Origin of the sequence: Micromonospora sp. NPDC007271 (assembly GCF_040634005.1) — a bacterium.
GTDB lineage: Bacteria > Actinomycetota > Actinomycetes > Mycobacteriales > Micromonosporaceae > Micromonospora.
This window is the reverse complement of the sequence record NZ_JBEYER010000028.1, coordinates 1-17,206: the sequence shown is the minus strand read 5'-3', so window position 1 is coordinate 17,206 and position 17,206 is coordinate 1. Positions and strand designations below refer to the sequence as shown.

General features: G+C 74.7%; 13 protein-coding genes and 1 riboswitch. Of the genes, 6 read left to right on the top strand and 7 right to left on the bottom strand.

The features are described from left to right. The first annotated feature begins 11 nt into the window (after positions 1 to 11). Both ABZ570_RS12810 and groL read left to right on the top strand, forming a co-directional pair. Complete coding sequence (locus ABZ570_RS12810; RefSeq protein ID WP_358061333.1) at positions 12 to 1,097, top strand: hypothetical protein; 1,086 nt, start codon at positions 12 to 14, stop codon at positions 1,095 to 1,097. Positions 1,098 to 1,372: 275 nt separating this feature from the next. Further along, a complete protein-coding gene (gene groL / locus ABZ570_RS12805) occupies positions 1,373 to 2,995 on the top strand; it encodes a chaperonin GroEL (protein ID WP_089005035.1) in 1,623 nt (540 codons plus the stop codon). 64 nt (positions 2,996 to 3,059) lie between these two features. Here the strand turns inward: groL and ABZ570_RS12800 are convergent, their stop codons facing one another. From ABZ570_RS12800 to ABZ570_RS12790, 3 genes are all read right to left on the bottom strand, one after another. After that, the gene (locus ABZ570_RS12800) at positions 3,060 to 3,305 is read right to left on the bottom strand and encodes a hypothetical protein (RefSeq protein WP_358061329.1); all 246 of its coding nucleotides are present in this window, start codon (positions 3,303 to 3,305) and stop codon (positions 3,060 to 3,062) included. Between the two features lie 93 nt (positions 3,306 to 3,398). Then, positions 3,399 to 4,328, bottom strand: a complete 930-nt coding sequence (locus tag ABZ570_RS12795) for a GNAT family N-acetyltransferase (protein ID WP_358061326.1) — start codon at positions 4,326 to 4,328, stop codon at positions 3,399 to 3,401. A gap of 87 nt (positions 4,329 to 4,415) precedes the next feature. Then, positions 4,416 to 6,860, bottom strand: coding sequence for a S8 family serine peptidase (locus ABZ570_RS12790; protein WP_358061323.1), 2,445 nt, complete (start codon positions 6,858 to 6,860; stop codon positions 4,416 to 4,418). Positions 6,861 to 7,106: 246 nt separating this feature from the next. On the opposite strand from ABZ570_RS12790, the gene ABZ570_RS12785 reads away from it, so the two are divergent. Together ABZ570_RS12785 and ABZ570_RS12780 are read left to right on the top strand one after the other, a co-directional pair. Further along, a complete protein-coding gene (locus tag ABZ570_RS12785) occupies positions 7,107 to 8,921 on the top strand; it encodes a glycerol-3-phosphate dehydrogenase/oxidase (RefSeq protein ID WP_358061470.1) in 1,815 nt (604 codons plus the stop codon). Between the two features lie 169 nt (positions 8,922 to 9,090). Then, positions 9,091 to 10,368: an FUSC family protein gene (locus ABZ570_RS12780; protein WP_358061467.1), complete on the top strand. Its 1,278-nt coding sequence runs from the start codon at positions 9,091 to 9,093 to the stop codon at positions 10,366 to 10,368. A 29-nt stretch (positions 10,369 to 10,397) separates the two neighbouring features. Here ABZ570_RS12780 and ABZ570_RS12775 read toward each other — a convergent pair whose 3' ends face one another. After that, positions 10,398 to 11,693: an aminotransferase class V-fold PLP-dependent enzyme gene (locus ABZ570_RS12775; protein ID WP_358061320.1), complete on the bottom strand. Its 1,296-nt coding sequence runs from the start codon at positions 11,691 to 11,693 to the stop codon at positions 10,398 to 10,400. Positions 11,694 to 11,744: 51 nt separating this feature from the next. Beyond that, positions 11,745 to 11,862, bottom strand: a riboswitch (SAM riboswitch). Between the two features lie 24 nt (positions 11,863 to 11,886). Here ABZ570_RS12775 and ABZ570_RS12770 point away from each other — a divergent pair. Further along, a complete protein-coding gene (locus ABZ570_RS12770) occupies positions 11,887 to 13,371 on the top strand; it encodes a PrsW family intramembrane metalloprotease (protein ID WP_358061317.1) in 1,485 nt (494 codons plus the stop codon). Positions 13,372 to 13,434: 63 nt separating this feature from the next. Here the strand turns inward: ABZ570_RS12770 and ABZ570_RS12765 are convergent, their stop codons facing one another. Together ABZ570_RS12765 and ABZ570_RS12760 are read right to left on the bottom strand one after the other, a co-directional pair. Then, complete coding sequence (locus tag ABZ570_RS12765; RefSeq protein ID WP_358061314.1) at positions 13,435 to 13,602, bottom strand: hypothetical protein; 168 nt, start codon at positions 13,600 to 13,602, stop codon at positions 13,435 to 13,437. Positions 13,603 to 13,681: 79 nt separating this feature from the next. After that, positions 13,682 to 14,026 carry a co-chaperone GroES gene (locus ABZ570_RS12760; protein ID WP_358061311.1) on the bottom strand — a complete coding sequence of 115 codons (345 nt, stop codon included), beginning with the start codon at positions 14,024 to 14,026 and terminating at the stop codon, positions 13,682 to 13,684. 88 nt (positions 14,027 to 14,114) lie between these two features. Between ABZ570_RS12760 and ABZ570_RS12755 the strand changes: the two genes are divergently transcribed. After that, positions 14,115 to 15,467: an AI-2E family transporter gene (locus tag ABZ570_RS12755; RefSeq protein WP_358061308.1), complete on the top strand. Its 1,353-nt coding sequence runs from the start codon at positions 14,115 to 14,117 to the stop codon at positions 15,465 to 15,467. Positions 15,468 to 15,562: 95 nt separating this feature from the next. On the opposite strand, the gene ABZ570_RS12750 is transcribed toward ABZ570_RS12755, so the two are convergent. Further along, on the bottom strand, positions 15,563 to 17,206 hold a 1,644-nt coding region (locus ABZ570_RS12750; RefSeq protein WP_358061305.1), incomplete at its 5' end, for an ATP-dependent DNA helicase.

Here is a 17,206-nt window from a genome sequence, read left to right as displayed (position 1 = left end):
GTCAGGGCGCGGTGCCGGCGCAGCCGACGGTGCCGGGCCAGTCGACGGTGCCGGGTCAGGGCGTGCCGTACGGGGCGCCGGCCTGGCCGGGGCAGCCGGAGTTCGGCGCGTACGGCGGGCAGCCCTGGGGGGCCTACCCGTCGGACCCGGGTGGGCAGCCGCAGGGCTGGGTGTGGCCGGCCACGGGGGCTCCCGTGCCGGTCGGGCCGTATCCCGGCGCGGTCCCCGGTCAGCCGTACGGCTGGTATCCGGGCGTCGACGCCGACGACCCCCTGGTCACGCCGCCGTACGCCGGTGTCGGGGGTTGGTTCTCCCGGTGCACGGCAGCGGTGCGCCGCGGTTGGCGCCAGATGCTGCCGATCATGCTGCTCACCCAGGCGCTCCCGGCGGCGGTGATCTCGGTCCTCTCGAGCGCCCTGGCCCCGCCGGACCAGTTCGCCACCGGACCGGACGGCGCCCCGGTCCTGCCCGACGGGTACTTTGCCGACTTCTTCACCTTCTACGGCGTGGTGATCCTGGCCAGCCTGCTGCTCGGGCCGGTCCAGAGCACCGGCTGGGCCGCCGGCTCGTGGGTGGTCACCCGCCAGGCGGCCGGTGCGGCCGTCGGGGTCGGCGCCGCCCTCCGGTACGGCCTGCGCCGCGCCCTCGGCCTCTGGGGCTGGACGATCGTCGCCAGCCTGCTGATCGTGGTCGGCGCCTGCCTCTGCCTGCTGCCCGCGATCTACGTCGCGTTCGCCGTGGCCCTGGTCGGGCCGGTCTATCTCTTCGAGCGGGAGAACCCGATCGGTCGTTCCTTCGCGATGTTCCACCGGCGGTTCGGGATGGTGCTGGGCCGGGTCGCCCTGGTCGCCGTCGGGGCGGTGGTCTTCGCCGTGGTCGGCGCGGTGCTGAAACTGCTCGGACAGGTCCAGTTCGGCACCCACCCGATGGACGCCCCCGGTACGGCGGCGGGAGCCGTCGCGGTGGCCGTGCTCTCCGCCGTGCTGGTCACCCCCGCCTACCTGGCGCAGCTCGTCGGGCTACTGGTCACGTACGCCGAACAGCGGGCCCACGAAGGCCCGGTGAACACCGCCCGACTGGCCGCGGAACTCGGCTGAGCCGGGGCATCGTGCTTGCACTCGGCTAGGGAGAGTGCTAAACAGGTCATTGGCACTCGCGTACGTTGAGTGCCAATGGTCGGGGCGGTAGGGCCACGGCCGCGCCGGTGTCTCGATGGCACCGGCGTGGCACGAGGCCGGTCGTCGCGGGCTATCCGGCCCGGCCGACGGACGTCGTCGTCGCCAGGTGGCGACGTCCCAAGGTGCGTACACCAGGCGGCCCATCCGGGAGACACACTCGGGTGGCCCGTGAGTGTCCAGGAGGACAACGCCGTATGGCCAAGATGATCGCGTTCGACGAAGAGGCGCGCCGCGGCCTCGAGCGGGGCATGAACCAGCTCGCTGACGCCGTGAAGGTGACCCTCGGCCCCAAGGGCCGCAACGTCGTGCTCGAGAAGAAGTGGGGTGCCCCCACCATCACCAACGATGGTGTGAGCATCGCCAAGGAGATCGAGCTCGAGGACCCGTACGAGAAGATCGGCGCTGAGCTGGTCAAGGAGGTCGCGAAGAAGACCGACGACGTGGCCGGTGACGGCACGACGACGGCGACCGTCCTGGCCCAGGCCCTGGTCCGTGAGGGCCTGCGCAACGTGGCCGCCGGTGCCAACCCGATGGCCCTGAAGCGGGGCATCGAGGCTGCCGTGGCCAACGTCTCGGAGGAGCTGCTGAAGCTCGCCAAGGACGTGGAGACCAAGGAGCAGATCGCCTCCACCGCCTCCATCTCCGCCGCCGACCCGAGCGTCGGTGAGATCATCGCCGAGGCGATGGACAAGGTCGGCAAGGAAGGCGTCATCACCGTCGAGGAGAGCAACACCTTCGGCCTGGAGCTGGAGCTCACCGAGGGTATGCGCTTCGACAAGGGCTACATTTCCGCCTACTTCATGACCGACCCGGAGCGTATGGAGGCCGTCTTCGACGACCCGTACCTCCTGATCGTCAACAGCAAGATCTCGTCGGTGAAGGACCTGCTCCCGATCCTGGAGAAGGTCATGCAGTCGGGCAAGCCGCTGCTGATCATCGCCGAGGACATCGAGGGCGAGGCCCTGGCCACCCTGGTGGTCAACAAGGTGCGCGGCACCTTCAAGTCGGTCGCCGTCAAGGCGCCGGGCTTCGGTGACCGCCGCAAGGCCATGCTCGCCGACATCGCCATCCTCACCGGTGGCCAGGTCATCAGCGAGGAGGTCGGCCTCAAGCTCGACGCGGTGGGCCTCGACATGCTGGGCCGCGCCCGCAAGGTCGTGGTGACCAAGGACGAGACCACCATCGTCGACGGTGCCGGCGACGCCGAGCAGATCCAGGGCCGGGTCAACCAGATCCGGGCCGAGATCGAGAAGAGCGACTCCGACTACGACCGGGAGAAGCTGCAGGAGCGCCTGGCCAAGCTGGCCGGCGGTGTTGCGGTGATCAAGGTCGGCGCGGCCACCGAGGTCGAGCTGAAGGAGCGCAAGCACCGCATCGAGGACGCCGTCCGCAACGCGAAGGCCGCCGTCGAGGAGGGCATCGTCCCGGGTGGTGGTGTCGCGCTGGTGCAGGCCGGCAAGACCGCCTTCGACAAGCTGGACCTGGCCGGCGACGAGGCGACCGGTGCGCAGATCGTCAAGATCGCGCTGGACGCCCCGCTGCGGCAGATCGCCGTGAACGCCGGCCTGGAGGGTGGCGTCGTCGTCGAGCACGTCCGCAACCTCGACCCGGGCCACGGCCTCAACGCCGCGACCGGCGAGTACGTGGACCTGCTGGCCGCGGGCATCATCGACCCGGCCAAGGTGACCCGTTCCGCGCTGCAGAACGCCGCCTCGATCGCCGCGCTGTTCCTCACCACCGAGGCCGTCGTGGCGGACAAGCCGGAGAAGACCCCGGCCGCCCCGGCTGGCCCGGGTGGCGGGGACATGGACTTCTGAGTCCAGTTCCACCAGTGCGCCGAGAGGGGCGGGCCGCGTCAGCGGTCCGCCCCTCTCCGTCTGCTCACGTCGGCAGCGGCCGCTGGTTGCGTCGCTTGTGCGTGCGGTCGTACGGGGGCACGATCCGGATCGGCTCGTCCACCAGTTGCAGCGGTTCCTCGGCGGTGGACGGCTCGTCGACGCGGGCCATCTCCGCCAGTTGCTCGGCGTCGCCGTAGTCGAGCCGGTCGAACGGCAGTTGGCCGGGGAGTTCGCCGACCGGGCGCCAGCTCGCCGGCTGGTCGCCGGTCAGTTCGTCATCCGTCGTCATGGCTGCCTCCTCTACGCACGACCGTAGGCGGAGATCAATGACCGGCGGGCCGGAATGGCGTTATTGACGTCTATGCCCTTTTCGCCCTTTTAATCATTCCTGTTCCGTCAGGGCCTTGCGATACAGGAAGAACACCCGCTCGATACGCGCGCCCGCCGCGTTCGCGTAGAACGGCACCGGGCCCACCCAGCCGATCTGCGCCGTATCGAGGCCGGTCGCCGCCTGGTCGCGCAGGCAGCGCCGCAGCAGCACCCCGCCGATGCCCGAGCCCTCGGCCGCCGGGGCTGTCCCCATCGGCCCGAACCAGCCCGGCCGGGACGAGCCGTACGCGGCGAAGCCCAGGATCTCGCCGTCCCGCTCGGCCAGGTGCGCGCCCGCGTTCGGCCGGCCCAGCGAGCCGGCCAGCTCGCCGTCCCACGCCCCGCCGAAGGTGGTGCGGGCGAAGGCGGCCAGCGCGGGCAGGTCCGCCGGCTCGGCCCGGCGTACCGTCACGCCACCGTCGGCCAGTCGGCGTTCGGCGGCGTCCGTCGCGCGCAGCGCCGGGGAACCCGCCGCCAGGTCCGCCGTCATGTTCCACGCCGTACGGTCCTGCCGGTAGCCGAGCCGCAACGCGGCGCAGACCGCCGGGGTGTACCGCACGTCGATGCCCGGCCAGGCGTAGTACGGCGGATTGCCGGCCAGCAGCAGCTCGGCCGCGCCGAGCCCGGCCAACCGCCGCTCCGCCCCGGTCAGCAGGGCCCGCCCGACGCCCCGCCGCCGCTCCTGCGGCGCCACCGCCAGCAGGTCGACGTGACCGAGCCGGGCGTCCCGCTGCGACACCGAGCCGACCAGTACGCCGACCAGCTCGCCGCCGCGTACCGCCCCGAGCGTCAGCACCGGCCGGTCGGCCGCCGCGCGGGCGGCGAGCGCGTCCACGATGGCCGGCGCCTCGGCGGCATCCTCCGCCAGGTCGAGGGCCCGCCGGCAGAGGTCGACGACCGCCGGCAGGCGCTCCGGGCCCAGCTCGATGATCTCCACATCCATGGTCGCCGACCCTAGGCCATCCATCGTTCGCCCGGCACCGCCCGACCGGCCCGGGTGTCAACAGGGAGCCCTGCCCTGCCGGAGGCGTTAAGAAGGGGCCCCTGCTTTCAGCGCGCCGCGCACGGCGGCGTAGGCGTCGACCAGGCCGGCGCCGACCTCGTCGGCCGGGCCGCCGCAGCGTTGTGTGCCGGCGGGTACGCCGGCTGGGGTGGTGGTGTCGAGGAGGATCCGCCGGGTCCGGGCCAGGTCGCCGACGAGCGCCGGGTTCGCCGACCACATCAGCGCCACCACCCCCGCCACCTGCGGCGTCGCCATCGAGGTGCCGTCGAGGGTGGCGTAGCCGCCCCCGGGGAACGCCGACAGCACCCCCGCCCCGGGCGCGACCAGGTCCGGCTTGGCGAGACCCCCGGCGGCCGGGCCCCGGCTGGAGAAGCGGGTGAGCTGACGGGTCCGGTCCACCGCCCCGACGGCCAGCACGTCGGCGTACGTTGCCGGTGGGTCGGCGACCGAGCCGCAGTACGGGCCGGTGTTGCCGGCGGCCGCCACCACCAGGATGCCGGCGGCGGCGAGCGCGGCGGTCGCCGGTCGCAACGCCCCCGGGTCGCAGCCCTCGATCGGCGGGCAGCCCCAGGAGTTGGTCAGCACGTCCGGCGCGCGGTCGGGCCGGCCGTCGGTGAACGGGTTCCCACCGGCCGGGAACGGGGCGAGCATGAACTGGAGGCAGTCGAGGTAGTGGGCCGGGCTGCCCAGGTTGCGGTCCAGGTTGACGCAGCCCACCCACTGCGCGCCGGGGGCCACGCCGATCCCGTTCCGGCCCACCGCGCTGCCCACCGTGTGGGTGCCGTGACCGCCCCGGTCGCCCGGCGTACGGCGGTGCTCCCACGGGTCGTACCAGGAGTCGTCGCCGCCCCGGAAGCCGGCGGCCAGCGCCGGGTGCCGACCGTCCACCCCGGAGTCCGAGCTGCCGACGACGACGCCCGACCCGGTCACGCCCAGCTCCGACCAGACCCGGTCCGCGCCGATCAGCGAGACGTTCCAGACCGGACCGGTGGGCGCCGGCTGGCTGCCCCGGGCCGGCGGTGCTGGCGCCGGCACCGGACGCAGCCGCTGGCTGACCAGCACCCGGGCCACCTCCGGCCGGCCGGAGAGCCAGGCCCGTACCGCCGGCCCGCCGTCCGTCTCGATGGCGTTGACCAGGTAGTAGGGCGTCGGACGCAGGCGCAGCCGGGTCAGCTCGCGGCGCAGGTCGCCCTGGGTGCGGTCGGCCGTGGCCACCAGCCGCCGGTAGACCTCCGTCGCGCGGGCGTTCCGCCCGTCCCGGCCGGGTCGCCCGGTCGGGAGCCCGCCCAGGTCGGCCTGCTCGCGCAGCACCACCAGCAGGCGCTCGCCGTACAGTCCGGGCCGGCCGGGAACGACGTACACCACGGCCACGGCGGCGAGGAGGGCCGCGGCGGCCAGGCCAGCCGCGACCCGCCGGGGCGCGCGGGCGCGCGGCCGGGCCAGCAGGACGCCGTACCCGACGGCGAGCAGCACCGCGACGGCGAACCCGGCGCCGGCTCCGACGGCGACCCAGTACGGGACGTCGCGGCTGCCCGCCAGCAGGAGGGTGATCTCCTCCGGGTCGGTGAAGGCGAGCGGCCCGGCCGCCGCGAGGCCGACGAGCCAGCGGACCGGGGCCCGGCCGGCCGGCCGGCCGGAGCGCCGTGCCGCGGCCTCCAGCGCGCCGAGCACGAAACCGAGCGGCGGCAGCAGCACCAGGGCCGGCAGTTGCGCCCCGGACTGCCCGGCCGCGCCGGCCAGCGGCACCAGGGTGACCCCGGCGACCAGCCCGCCGACCAGCACCAGTCGGGCCGGTCGGGGTGGCGCGCCGACCGCGAACCGGGCCCAGAACGCGGCGTCGAGCAACGCCCCGGCGAGGGCGCCGAGCGCGGCGGCGGCGAGGCCGGCGAGCAGTGTCTCCAGCGCCCCGCCGAGCGCACCCACCCCGACCCAGGGCAGCAGCGACGCCAACCCGGCGGCGATCGCCAGCAGGGTCACCGGCCCGAGCCGCCGCCCCCCGTCACCGGCCCCCGGGCTGGCCAGGCTGCCGGGCGCGGCGACCGCGCGGCGGCGCGACAACCGACCGACGACCAGCGCGAGCACCGCGGCGGCCGCGGCCAGTGCCGCCAGGTACGCCTCCTCGTGCACCGGCGGGACCGTGCGCAGCAGGGTCAGCGCGCCCAGGACGAGTGCCGCAGCCAGCCAGGCGCGGCCGGTGGTCCGGACGGCCGGTGAGCGGGGGAGCAGCGCGAGCGCGAGGCTGGGCGCACCCACCAGCAGCACGGTGGCCAGCGCGACCGCCGGCCACACCAGCACCGCCCGGTGCAGGCCGGCGACCAGCAGCACCTGGTCGACCGCCCAGCCGACGACCTGGCTCGACACGGTCACCAGGACGGCCCAGCCGCCGACGAACACCGCCGCGACCAGCGCCCAAGGGCTGCTCCCGGTCGGGCGGAGGTGGGGCGCGGGACCCTGCGGTGAGGTGGCCGGCATTCGCAAACCGTACGACGGCCGGCACCCGTGATGCTCGGTGACGCCGCCGGTAAGACAATGCCCCCTGTTTGGATATGCCTGTGAGGCATGAATATGCCCCACAGGCATATCACTGCGAAGTGGTTGGTCGAGTGGTCGCGACACGCGGGCCGCCGAGTGCGCGCCGGCCGGGCTGCTGGTGTGCGGAGACGGCAGATGTCGCCGGAGCGCCGGGACGGTTACGGTGGACGGGTGCGCGACCCCAACGTGTCCCGATCCGTGGCCGGTCAGCTCTCCGCCCAGCGCCGGGCCGACGACCTGCGCAGACTCCGCGCCGAGCGGTTCGACGTGCTGGTCATCGGCGGTGGGGTGACCGGGGCCGGCGCCGCTCTCGACGCCGCGTCCCGAGGGCTGAAGGTGGCCCTGGTGGAGGCGCGCGACCTCGCCGCCGGCACCTCCAGCCGGTCCAGCAAGCTGATCCACGGCGGCCTGCGCTACCTGGAGCAGTTGGAGTTCCACCTGGTCCACGAGGCGCTCACCGAGCGGGGGCTGCTCGCCACCCGGCTCGCCCCGCACCTGGTCCGTCCGGTGCCGTTCCTGGTCCCGCTGCCCGCCGAGGGCGGGTTGGGCGACCTGCCGAGCCGGCTCTTCCGCCGCTCCTACTACGGCGCCGGGGTGGCCGCCTACGACGTGTTCGCCGGGCTGTTCGGCGGCGGGCGGGGCATGCCGCTGCACCGGCACCTGACCCGGGAGGGCGCCCGCCGGGTGTTCCCGAGCCTGCGGGCCCACAAGCTGGCCGGGGCGATCCGCTACTACGACGGACAGGTCGACGACGCGCGCCTGGTGGTGACGCTGGCCCGGACGGCGGCCAGCCTGGGGGCGACGGTGGTGACCAGCGCGCGGGCGGTCGGCCTGATCCGGCAGGCCCGCGAGGTCACCGGGGTCCGGGTCCGCGACCTGGAGGCGCCTGCCGGCTCGCCGTACGCCGAGTTCGAGGTACGCGCCCGCACGGTGATCGCCGCGACCGGGGTGTGGAGCGACGACATGTCGCGCATGCTCAACGACGTCGGGCTGCGCCCCGGCCTGCGGGTCCGGGCCTCCAAGGGGGTGCACCTGGTGGTGCCCCGTTCGGCCATCACCGGCGAGGCCGGGTTGATCCTGCGGACGGCCACCAGCGTGCTCTTCGTGATCCCGTGGGGCGGTCACTGGATCATCGGCACCACCGACACCGACTGGCGGCTGGACCGCTCCCACCCGGCGGCCACCGCGCGGGACATCGACTATCTGCTGGAGCAGGTCAACACCGTGCTCGACCGGCCGCTGACCACCGACGACATCGAGGGGGTGTACGCCGGGCTGCGTCCGCTGCTGGCCGGTGAGGCGGACTCCACCTCGAAGCTCTCCCGGGAGCACGCGGTGGTCGAGCCGATGCTCGGGCTGCTCCTGGTGGCCGGTGGCAAGTACACGACCTACCGGGTGATGGCGTCGGACGTGGTCGACCGGGCGGTGCACCGGCTGGGCTGGCCGCGCCCGTCGCGTACCGCCGACCTGCCCCTGCTCGGCGCGGACGGCTACGTGGCCATGTGGCGGGACCGGGCCGACCTGGCCCGCCGGCACGGGATGCCGGTCGGGGTGGTCGAGCACCTGCTGGAGCGCTACGGCACCCTCACCCGGGATCTGCTCGCCCTGATCGACACCGATCCGCTGCTCGGCTCACCGCTGGCCGGCGCCCCGGAGTACCTGGCCGCCGAGGTGACGTACGCGGCCTGCGCCGAGGGAGCGCTGCACCTGGAGGACGTGCTGACCCGGCGTACCCGGATCTCCTTCGAGACCAGCCACCGGGGCCTGGAGTCGGCGGAGCACGCCGCGGAGCTGATGGGCGCGGTGCTCGGCTGGGACGAGGCGACCCGGGCCCGCGAGGTGGCCCACTACCGGGCCCGGGTGGAGGCCGAGCGGCGGTCGCAGGCGATGCCCGACGACGTGGCCGCCGACGCGGCCCGGCTCGGCGCGCCGGACGTGCGCGGGTTCGCGGCGGACCGGGGCGGCGAGGGCGACAGCGCCGAGCTGCCGTCGTCGCGGTAGGCGGCCCCTGGCTGGTGCAGCGGCTCGGCACGGACGGCCCGGTCCGGACGCCCCCGCCGCATGGGCCCCGTCCCGCCACCGTTCGATCAGCTCGTCCACCCGGGGGAGTCTGCCGCGCCGCCGTCCTGGGCGCGAGGATTCACCGGGTGTGGGACGGGTAGTCCCGGCCATGGCCGTTGCCCGGGACCGACGACCGCCGTTCCTGCGGCGTGTCCGGCTGCCGTTCCTGCGGCGCGAGGGGCTGGTCGACGTCGACACGGCCCGGATCTCCAAGGCGATGGACGAGCTGCGGGACCGGAGCAGAGCCACCTGGCACGACCGGCTGCACCGGGTGCGCACCGCCGCCGGCCTCGCCCTCCAGGCGGGTCTGGCCGCCGCTCTGGCGTACGTGATCTCCCATCGGCTGCTCAAGAACCCGCAGCCGGTGTTCGCCCCGATCTCCGCGGTGGGCACCCTGGCCGCCTCCGTGGGCCAGCGGTTCCGCCGGACCGTGGAGCTGATCGTCGGGGTGGCCATCGGGGTCGCGCTCGGCGACGGTCTGATCTATGTCCTGGGGAGCGGCGCGTGGCAGCTCGGCGTGGTGGTCACCGTGGCGATCCTGTTGAGCATCTTCGCCGGGGCGAGCGTGGCCGTCGTGATCCAGGCGGCGGCCACCGCCGTACTGATCGTCACGCTCAGCCCCTCCACCAAGAACCTGGAGGTGCCACGCTTCATCGACGCGGCCATCGGCGGGGGCATCGCGTTGCTGGTCTCCTCGATCCTGCTGCCGCTGAACCCGTTACGCGTGATCAACCGGGCCGCCCGGCCGGCGCTGGACCTGCTCGCCGGGCAGCTCGACGTCTGCGCGGAGGCGTTACGCACGCGCGATCGGGCCGCGGCGCAGCGGGCGCTGTTCCGGTTGCGGGAGAACAAGGCGGAACTGGCCGAGTTCTCGGAGGCGATCGAGGGTGCCAAGGAGACCGTGACCATCTCGCCGGCCCGCTGGCACCGGCGCAGCGAACTGACCCACTACGCGGAGGCGGCCGACCCGATCGACCGGGCCATGCGCAACAGCGGCACCCTGATCCGACGCTCGGTCACCCTGATCGAGGACGAGGAACCGGTCCCCGAGCCGATGCCCGCCGCGATCGCCCACCTCGCCGAGTCGGTACGCCTGCTCCGGCACGAGTTCGCCGTCGGGGAGGAGCCGCAGCGTGCCCGGGAGCGCTCGCTGCGCGCGGTCAGCGAGGCGGGCCGGGCGTACGCCGAGGGGGTCGGTTTCTCCGGCAGCGTGGTGATCGCGCAGGTGCGTACCACGGCGAGCGACCTGATGGTGGCCTCCGGGGTCGAGCAGGAGGAGGCGAACCGGCTGGTCCGGCAGGCGTTCGGCGAGCGGGAGCAGCGGACGGGCGGCAGGACCGAGCAGAGTCCCGCCCCCCAACCTCCCACCGCGCCCCCCGTCGGCTGAGCCCGTCCCCCGCTTCGCCCTCGGGCGGCTCAGGCCAGCCGGGCGAGGGCGGCGAGCAGCGCGTCCACCTCGGCGGTGGTGGTGCCGAGGCCGAGGCTGGCGCGCAGCGCGGTCGGGGGCAGGTCCCGCCGGCCGCTGCGCGCCCCCGCCTCGGCCAGCAGCCGCCGGGCCAGCGGGTGGGCGCAGAAGAGCCCGTCCCGGATCCCGATCCGGTGCGCGTCGGCCAGGTACGCGGCGACCTCGGCGGAGTCCCGGCCGGCGACCACGAACGAGGCGATGCCGACGCGGGGCGCGTCCGGGCCGAAGGTACGCAGCTCCACCACGTGCGGCAGGGCGGCGATCCCGTCCCGCAACCGGGCCAGCAGCGCCTGCTCGCGGGCGTGCAGCGCGTCCCGGTCCGCCTCGGCGAGCGCGGCGCAGACCGCGGCGAGCGCCACCGCGCCGAGCAGGTTCGGGGTGCCGGCCTCGTGCCGCGCCGGCCCGGTGGCCCACCGCACCTCGTGGGTGGCGGTACCGACGTGACTGGTCGCCCCGCCGCCGGCCAGGTACGGCGGCGCGGCGTCCAGCCAGTCCCCGCGCCCGACCAGCACGCCGGCGCCGAACGGGGCGTACAGCTTGTGGCCGGAGAGCGCCAGGTAGTCCACGTCCAGCGCGGCCAGGTCGACCGGGGCGTGCGGGGCGAGCTGCGCGGCGTCCACCAGGATCCGGGCGTCGTGCCGGCGGGCCACCAGGGCCAGCTCGGCCACCGGCCAGCGTTCCCCGGTCACGTTGCTCGCCCCGGTCACCGCGACCAGCACCGGTAGATCGGGTCGGGTGCCGGTCGCCGACCCGATGGGGCCCGGCCGGCGCAGCTCGCGCAGCGCGGCGTCGAGTCCGCGTACCGCCTCGGCCGGGCTGGCCGGCACCGGCAGCCGGACCGAGCCGCGTGGCCACGGCAGCAGGTTGGCGTGGTGTTCACCGGCGAAGGTGACCACGGTGGTGCCGGTGGGCAGTGCCCGGGCGAGCAGGTTGACCGCGTCGGTGGTGTTCCGGGTGAAGATCACGTGGTCGCCGGGGCGGGCGCCGAGGAAGTCGGCCACCGTCTGCCGGGCCCGCTCGTAGGCCAGCGTGCAGCGTCGGGACAGCGCCCCGGCGCCCCGGTGCACGCTCGCGTGCCAGGGCAGGAGCGCGGCCACCGCGTCGGCTGCCGCCCGCGCGCACGGCGCGCTGGCCGCGTGGTCCAGGTTTATCTCCCCGGGTACGCCGAGCACGGCGAGCGGGTCCGGCCGGGCCGGCGCCGGCGGCTCGGCCAGCGGGGGCGGAGCGGGTACGAGGGTGACGGTCATGCCGGAACCTCCCGGGTCCAGGGGACCCCGGGGGCGTGGCTACCGGGACGGGGTCCGCGCTTGCCCAGCACGGTCGGACTGGGCCCGGTCATCACCCGGGGCACCCCACCGCGAACTCGACGAGGGTTGCCGGCCAGCAAGCCGGGGCTTGACGCTGGCGCTCGTGACCTGCCCGGCAGCATAGCGCGCGCCCATGGGGCCGGACCAGCGGCCCGCGGGTGACTACGCTGACCGCATGGCCGACACCCCGCCCGGCGACGCTCCGCCACCGCCCGTGCCCGCCGTCCCGCCGCCGGGCTCGGCGACCCCCCGGATGCCGCTACGCCGACTCGGCTGGCCGCGGCTCGTGGCGCTCGCCGTGGTGGTGCTGGTGATCGCCGTCGGCGCGGTCTTCATCCTCTACCGGCTCGGCTCCAACCTCGGACCGCAAGCACTGCTGGTCGGTGTGGTGGCGGCGATCCTGCCGGTGCCGGTGCTCGTCGCCTGTTTTCTCTGGCTGGACCGCTACGAGCCGGAGCCGCTGCGCTACCTGATCTTCTGCTTCGCCTGGGGCGCGTTCGTCTCGACCTCGATCGCGATCAACGTCAACGAGGGCTTCGCCGGGCTGTTCAAGGCCTGGGGGCTGCCCGCGGCGCTCACCGCCGTGCTGGTCGCCCCGTTCATCGAGGAGCTGACCAAGGCGGCCGGTCCCATCCTGCTGCTGATCTTCCGCCGCCGGGAGTTCTCCGGGATCACCGACGGACTGGTCTACTGCGGGCTCTCCGCGGTCGGCTTCGCCATGGTGGAGAACATCCTCTACCTCGGCGGATACGGCTACCGCGCCGGCGTCCAGGAGTACGGTCCGGCCACCGGCGCCCAGCAGGTGATCGCCATCTTCATCGTGCGGATCCTGCTCTTCGGCTTCGCCCACCCGCTGTTCACCTCGATGACCGGGGTGGGGTTGGGCATCGCCGCCCGTACGGCCGACCGCCGGGTCCGCGTCCTCGCCCCGATCGCCGGCCTGCTGGTCGCGATGATGCTGCACGGCACGTGGAACCTGCTGCCCACGCTCGCCGTCAGCATCGGGCAGCCGGTGATCGTCCTGTACGGCTACATCGGCGTGATGGTGCCGATCTTCTTCGCGATGGTGGGGCTGGCGATCTGGCTGCGCGCCTGGGAGGGGCGGCTCACCGAACGCATCCTGCCGGACTACGTGCGGGCCGGCTGGCTCACCCCGCCCGAGGTGGCGGCCCTGGGCAGCCTCGGCCGGCGGCACGCCGCGCGTACCTGGGCCCGCCGGGTGGCCGGCGAGGGCGGGGTGAAGGCGATGCGGGGTTACCAGTTCGCCGCGACGCGGCTCGCGCTGCTGCGCGACGGCATGCGCCGGGGGCTGGACCGCAAGCCGGCCGAGCGGGACCGGACAACGCGGGAGGAGCGGGAGTTGCTGGACGCGATCGCCGCGTACCGGGCGTTCTTCGTGGGTCGGGACCCGCAGGCGCCGGTCGGCGTCTGGGACGGGCGGAGCTACCACCTGCGCTTCCCGGACGGGTCGCAGCGGGCGGTCGAGGCCCCGGACGAGCCGGTCGTGCCGATCCCGGTGGTGCTGGCCCCGCCGCCACCGCCGGCCTACCCGGCCGGCTACGGCCCGCCCGGCTGGTACGGCCCGCGCCCCGCGACCCCCTGGCCGCCCGGCGCCTGAACGCGTTCCGGCTCTGCCGGCCGCCCGACCGGTCACCTGGTCGGTCGGTCGGCCGGCGCGGGGTCAGCTCATCAGGCGGGTGAGGAAGTCACCGACCCCCTGGGCGATGGCCATCAGAGCCGTCCCGATCGTCCTGACCAGCTGCGCCGCGCCGTCCGGGCGGAAGGCCACGAAGTAGATCAGGAACGCGACGAGTCCCCAGGCCAGTAGCTTTTTGAGCACAATTGGCATGGTCCCTCCCCAGGGCTGAGGTGCCTGGGCTTCCCGCCGGGCAGCGGCGCAAACGACGCCCGCAGCCGGCCGGGCGGGCCTACAGGTAGAGGCCGGTCGAGCCGTGCTCCTTCTCCACCCGCTCGGCGGCGACGGCGTGCACGTCGCGCTCGCGCAGCAGGACGTACGCCCGGCCCTGCAACTCGACCTCCGAGCGGTCGTCGGGATCGAAGAGCACTCGGTCCCCGGCGACTACGGCGCGCACGTTCGGGCCCACCCCTACCGCGGTCGCCCAGGCCAGCCGCTTGCCCATCGCTGCGGTGGCCGGGATCACGATGCCGGCGGTGGATCGGCGTTCCCCCTCGCCGTTCTCCGTACGCACCAGCACGCGGTCGTGCAGCAGACGGATCGGCAGGCCCGAGTCGAGGTTCTGGTCGGCGGTCACGCGAAGACGCTACCGCGTACGCGATGGTCGATCGTCGGCATGGTTGGGCAGACTTGGTGCGGGCAATGTGTGGCGGAGTCGCCCTAGGGTGGGGTGGACGGACGTATCCTGTCCCCCCTGTTGCGTGGGCGGGCCAAGTTTGCGGGAGGTGCGCTTGAGCCGCTTCGAGCGGATACGCGGACGGCTCCGCCGCGCGTACGAGTCCGGCCGCGAGTCGGCCCGGGCCGGCCGGGTCGCGGAGGCGCCGGAGGAGACGACGACCACCGCCTCGCCGCCCACGCCCGGCCCGGCCTCGGCGAGCACCGCCACCGGGCAACCGTCGACCGCCCTGCACGCCTCGACCGCCAGCCGGGACGACGCGGACGTGCCGCACGCGCTGCGGATCGCCGCGGCCTGGTCCTGGCGGTTGATCGCGATCGGCATCGTCGCCTGGGCACTGCTCAAGATCGTCGGCACCATCCGCATCGTGATCATTCCGCTGGCGATCGCGCTGCTGCTCTCGGCGCTGCTCGCCCCGGCGGTGGGCTGGCTGCTCAGGGTCCGCTTCCCGCGGTCGCTGGCGACCGGTGTGGTGCTGGTCGGCGGCCTGGCCGCGGTGGTCGGCACGCTCACCCTCGTGGTGAACGAGTTCATCCGGGGCGTGCCGGAGCTGAGCGAGAAGTCGTCCCAGGGTGTGCGGCAGATCCAGGACTGGCTCAAGACCGGCCCGCTGCACGTGTCGGACAGCCAGATCAACCACTACATCGACGAGGCGCAGACCTGGATCACCGGCAACTCCAAGACGTTCACCTCCGGTGCCCTGTCCGCCACGGCGACGCTGGCCGAGGTGCTGACCGGCACGATCCTGGTGCTCTTCGCGACCTTCTTCTTCCTCCGCGACGGCAACAAGATCTGGCGCTTCCTGGTCCGGCTGCTGCCGGTGGCCGCCCGGTGGAAGGTCGACGACGCCGGCCGGGCCGCCTGGTCGACGCTCGGCGCGTACGTCCGGGCCACCGTGCTGGTCGCCTTCATCGACGCCGTCGGCATCGGCATATTCCTGGTCATCTTCGACGTGCCCTTCGCGTTCCCGCTGGCCGCGCTGGTCTTCCTGGGGGCGTTCATCCCGATCGTCGGGGCGGCGCTGTCCGGCGGGGTGGCCGTGCTGGTGGCGCTGGTCGACAGCGGCCCGGTGACGGCCCTGATCATCCTGGGCGCCGTGATCGGGGTGCAGCAGGTGGAGGGGCACGTGCTCCAGCCGTTGATCATGGGCCGGGCGGTGGCCATCCACCCGCTCGCCGTGATCATCGGGATCGCGGCCGGGGTGGTCCTCGCCGGGATCGCCGGCGCGCTGGTCGCGGTGCCCCTGATCGCCGTGCTCAACACCGCGATCCGCCGGCTCGCCGCCCGGACCGTGCCGGACACCCCGCCTGACGCCGTGGTGGTCGCCGCCCAGGCCCCCTGACCCACCTGTCTTGATCCACTCCGGGTGCCGCGCACCGCGGTGGCCCGGCGGCCGGAAGCCGCGACCTGCGTACCCGGAGTGGATCAACGCCGGGGTCAGGACTTGCCGAGGCGTTCCAGGGCACCCCGGGCCACGTCCGGCCGGGTGGTGTACCAGAACGGCGGCAGCGAGCGCCGCAGGAAGGGGCCGTAGCCCCGGGCCGTCTCCAGGCGGGAGTCCAGCACCGCCACCACGCCCCGGTCACCGGTCGCCCGGATCAGCCGGCCGACGCCCTGGGCCAGCCGGACCGCCGCGATCGGCACGCTGACCGCCGCGAAACCGGAGCCGCCGCTCGCGTCCACCGCCGCCGCGCGGGCCGCGGCGAGCGGCTCGTCCGGCCGGGGGAAGGGCAGCCGGTCGATCACCACGAGCTGGCAGGCGTCACCCGGCACGTCCACCCCCTGCCAGAGCGACATCACCCCGAACAGGCAGCTCTCCCGCTCCTCCCGGAACCGGCGGACCAGCAGCGGCAGCGCCTCCTCGCCCTGCAGCAGCACGGGCAGGTCGGTCCGCGCGCGCAGCAGCTCCGCCGCCTGCTGTGCGGCCCGGCGCGAGGAGAAGAGCCCGAGGGTACGCCCGCCGAGCGCGCCGACCAGCGCCAGCAGCTCCTCGCCGGCCGCCTCGGGCAGCCCGGAGACGCTGGGCCGGGGCAGGTGCGCCGCGACGTACAGGATGCCCTGCCGGGCGTAGTCGAACGGCGAGCCGACGTCGAGCGACCGCCAGCCGGGGCCCTCGGTGGCCGGTACCGTGCCGGCTGCGGTGCGCCTCTCCTCGGCCTCCGCGGCCCCGGGGCGGGGACGGCCGGCGGCGGCCGTGGTGGCCAGCGCGGCGGCGGCCGGGGACGGCGGGCCGGGCGGCGGCGCGTCCAGCCCCAGCGCGCGGGCGACCGTGTCGAAGCGGCCGCCCAGCGCCAGGGTGGCCGAGGTGGCCACCACGGTCCGCTCGTCGTACAGGTGGGTGGCGAGGGTGCCGGCGACCGAGAGCGGGGCGACCACCAGGGCCCGGCGGTTGCCGTTCTCCGGCTTCTCCACCCAGGCCACGTCGTGGTCGGCCTCCTCCAGCAGCCGCTGCGCGGTGGTGGAGAGCTCGTCCAGCACCGCCTTGGCCTGCTGCTTGCGGACCGGGTCCGGGTCGTCGGACTTGATCTCGCCGATCCCGTCCAGGGCGGCCCGGGTCGCCCCGTCCAGCAGCGTGCAGGCCTCGCGCAGCGCGGGCGGCAGGCCCGCGGTGAGCCGTCCGGCCGGCGCCTCGGCCAGCCCGACCGCGAGGGCGTCGCCCGCCTCGGTGAGCCGCTCGGCCACCTCGGGGCGGAGCAGCGGCCGGGCCCGTCGGGCGGACCGGTCGATCAGCTCCGGGACCAGCTCCGCCTGGGCGGCCGAGGAGACCCGGTCGGCCAGCTCGTGCGCCTCGTCGACGATGAGCAGCTTGTGCGGCGGCACGATGTGCCGGCCGGCGAGCATGTCGACGGCGAGCAGGCTGTGGTTGGTCACCACGATGTCCGCCTCGCGGGCCCGGGCCCGGGACGCCTCGGCGAAGCACTCCTGCCCGAACGGGCAGCGGGCCGCGCCGACGCACTCCCGCGCCGGCATCGAGACGGTCCGCCACACCTGGTCGTCGACGCCCGGGTCCAGCTCGTCCCGGTCCCCGGTGGCGGTCTCCTCCGCCCAGTCGCGCAGCCGTTGCGTCTGCTTGCCCAGCCG

Excerpts from the sequence above, each read along its gene's own strand:
- ABZ570_RS12800 (WP_358061329.1), bottom strand. The coding sequence starts at position 3,305 with ATGACGACGGATGACGAACTGACCGGCGACCAGCCGGCGAGCTGGCGC.
- groL (WP_089005035.1), top strand. The coding sequence starts at position 1,373 with ATGGCCAAGATGATCGCGTTCGACGAAGAGGCGCGCCGCGGCCTCGAG.
- ABZ570_RS12795 (WP_358061326.1), bottom strand. The coding sequence starts at position 4,328 with ATGGATGTGGAGATCATCGAGCTGGGCCCGGAGCGCCTGCCGGCGGTC.
- ABZ570_RS12765 (WP_358061314.1), bottom strand. The coding sequence starts at position 13,602 with ATGCCAATTGTGCTCAAAAAGCTACTGGCCTGGGGACTCGTCGCGTTC.
- ABZ570_RS12770 (WP_358061317.1), top strand. The coding sequence starts at position 11,887 with ATGGGGCCGGACCAGCGGCCCGCGGGTGACTACGCTGACCGCATGGCC.
- ABZ570_RS12780 (WP_358061467.1), top strand. The coding sequence starts at position 9,091 with ATGGCCGTTGCCCGGGACCGACGACCGCCGTTCCTGCGGCGTGTCCGG.
- ABZ570_RS12790 (WP_358061323.1), bottom strand. The coding sequence starts at position 6,860 with ATGCCGGCCACCTCACCGCAGGGTCCCGCGCCCCACCTCCGCCCGACC.
- ABZ570_RS12775 (WP_358061320.1), bottom strand. The coding sequence starts at position 11,693 with ATGACCGTCACCCTCGTACCCGCTCCGCCCCCGCTGGCCGAGCCGCCG.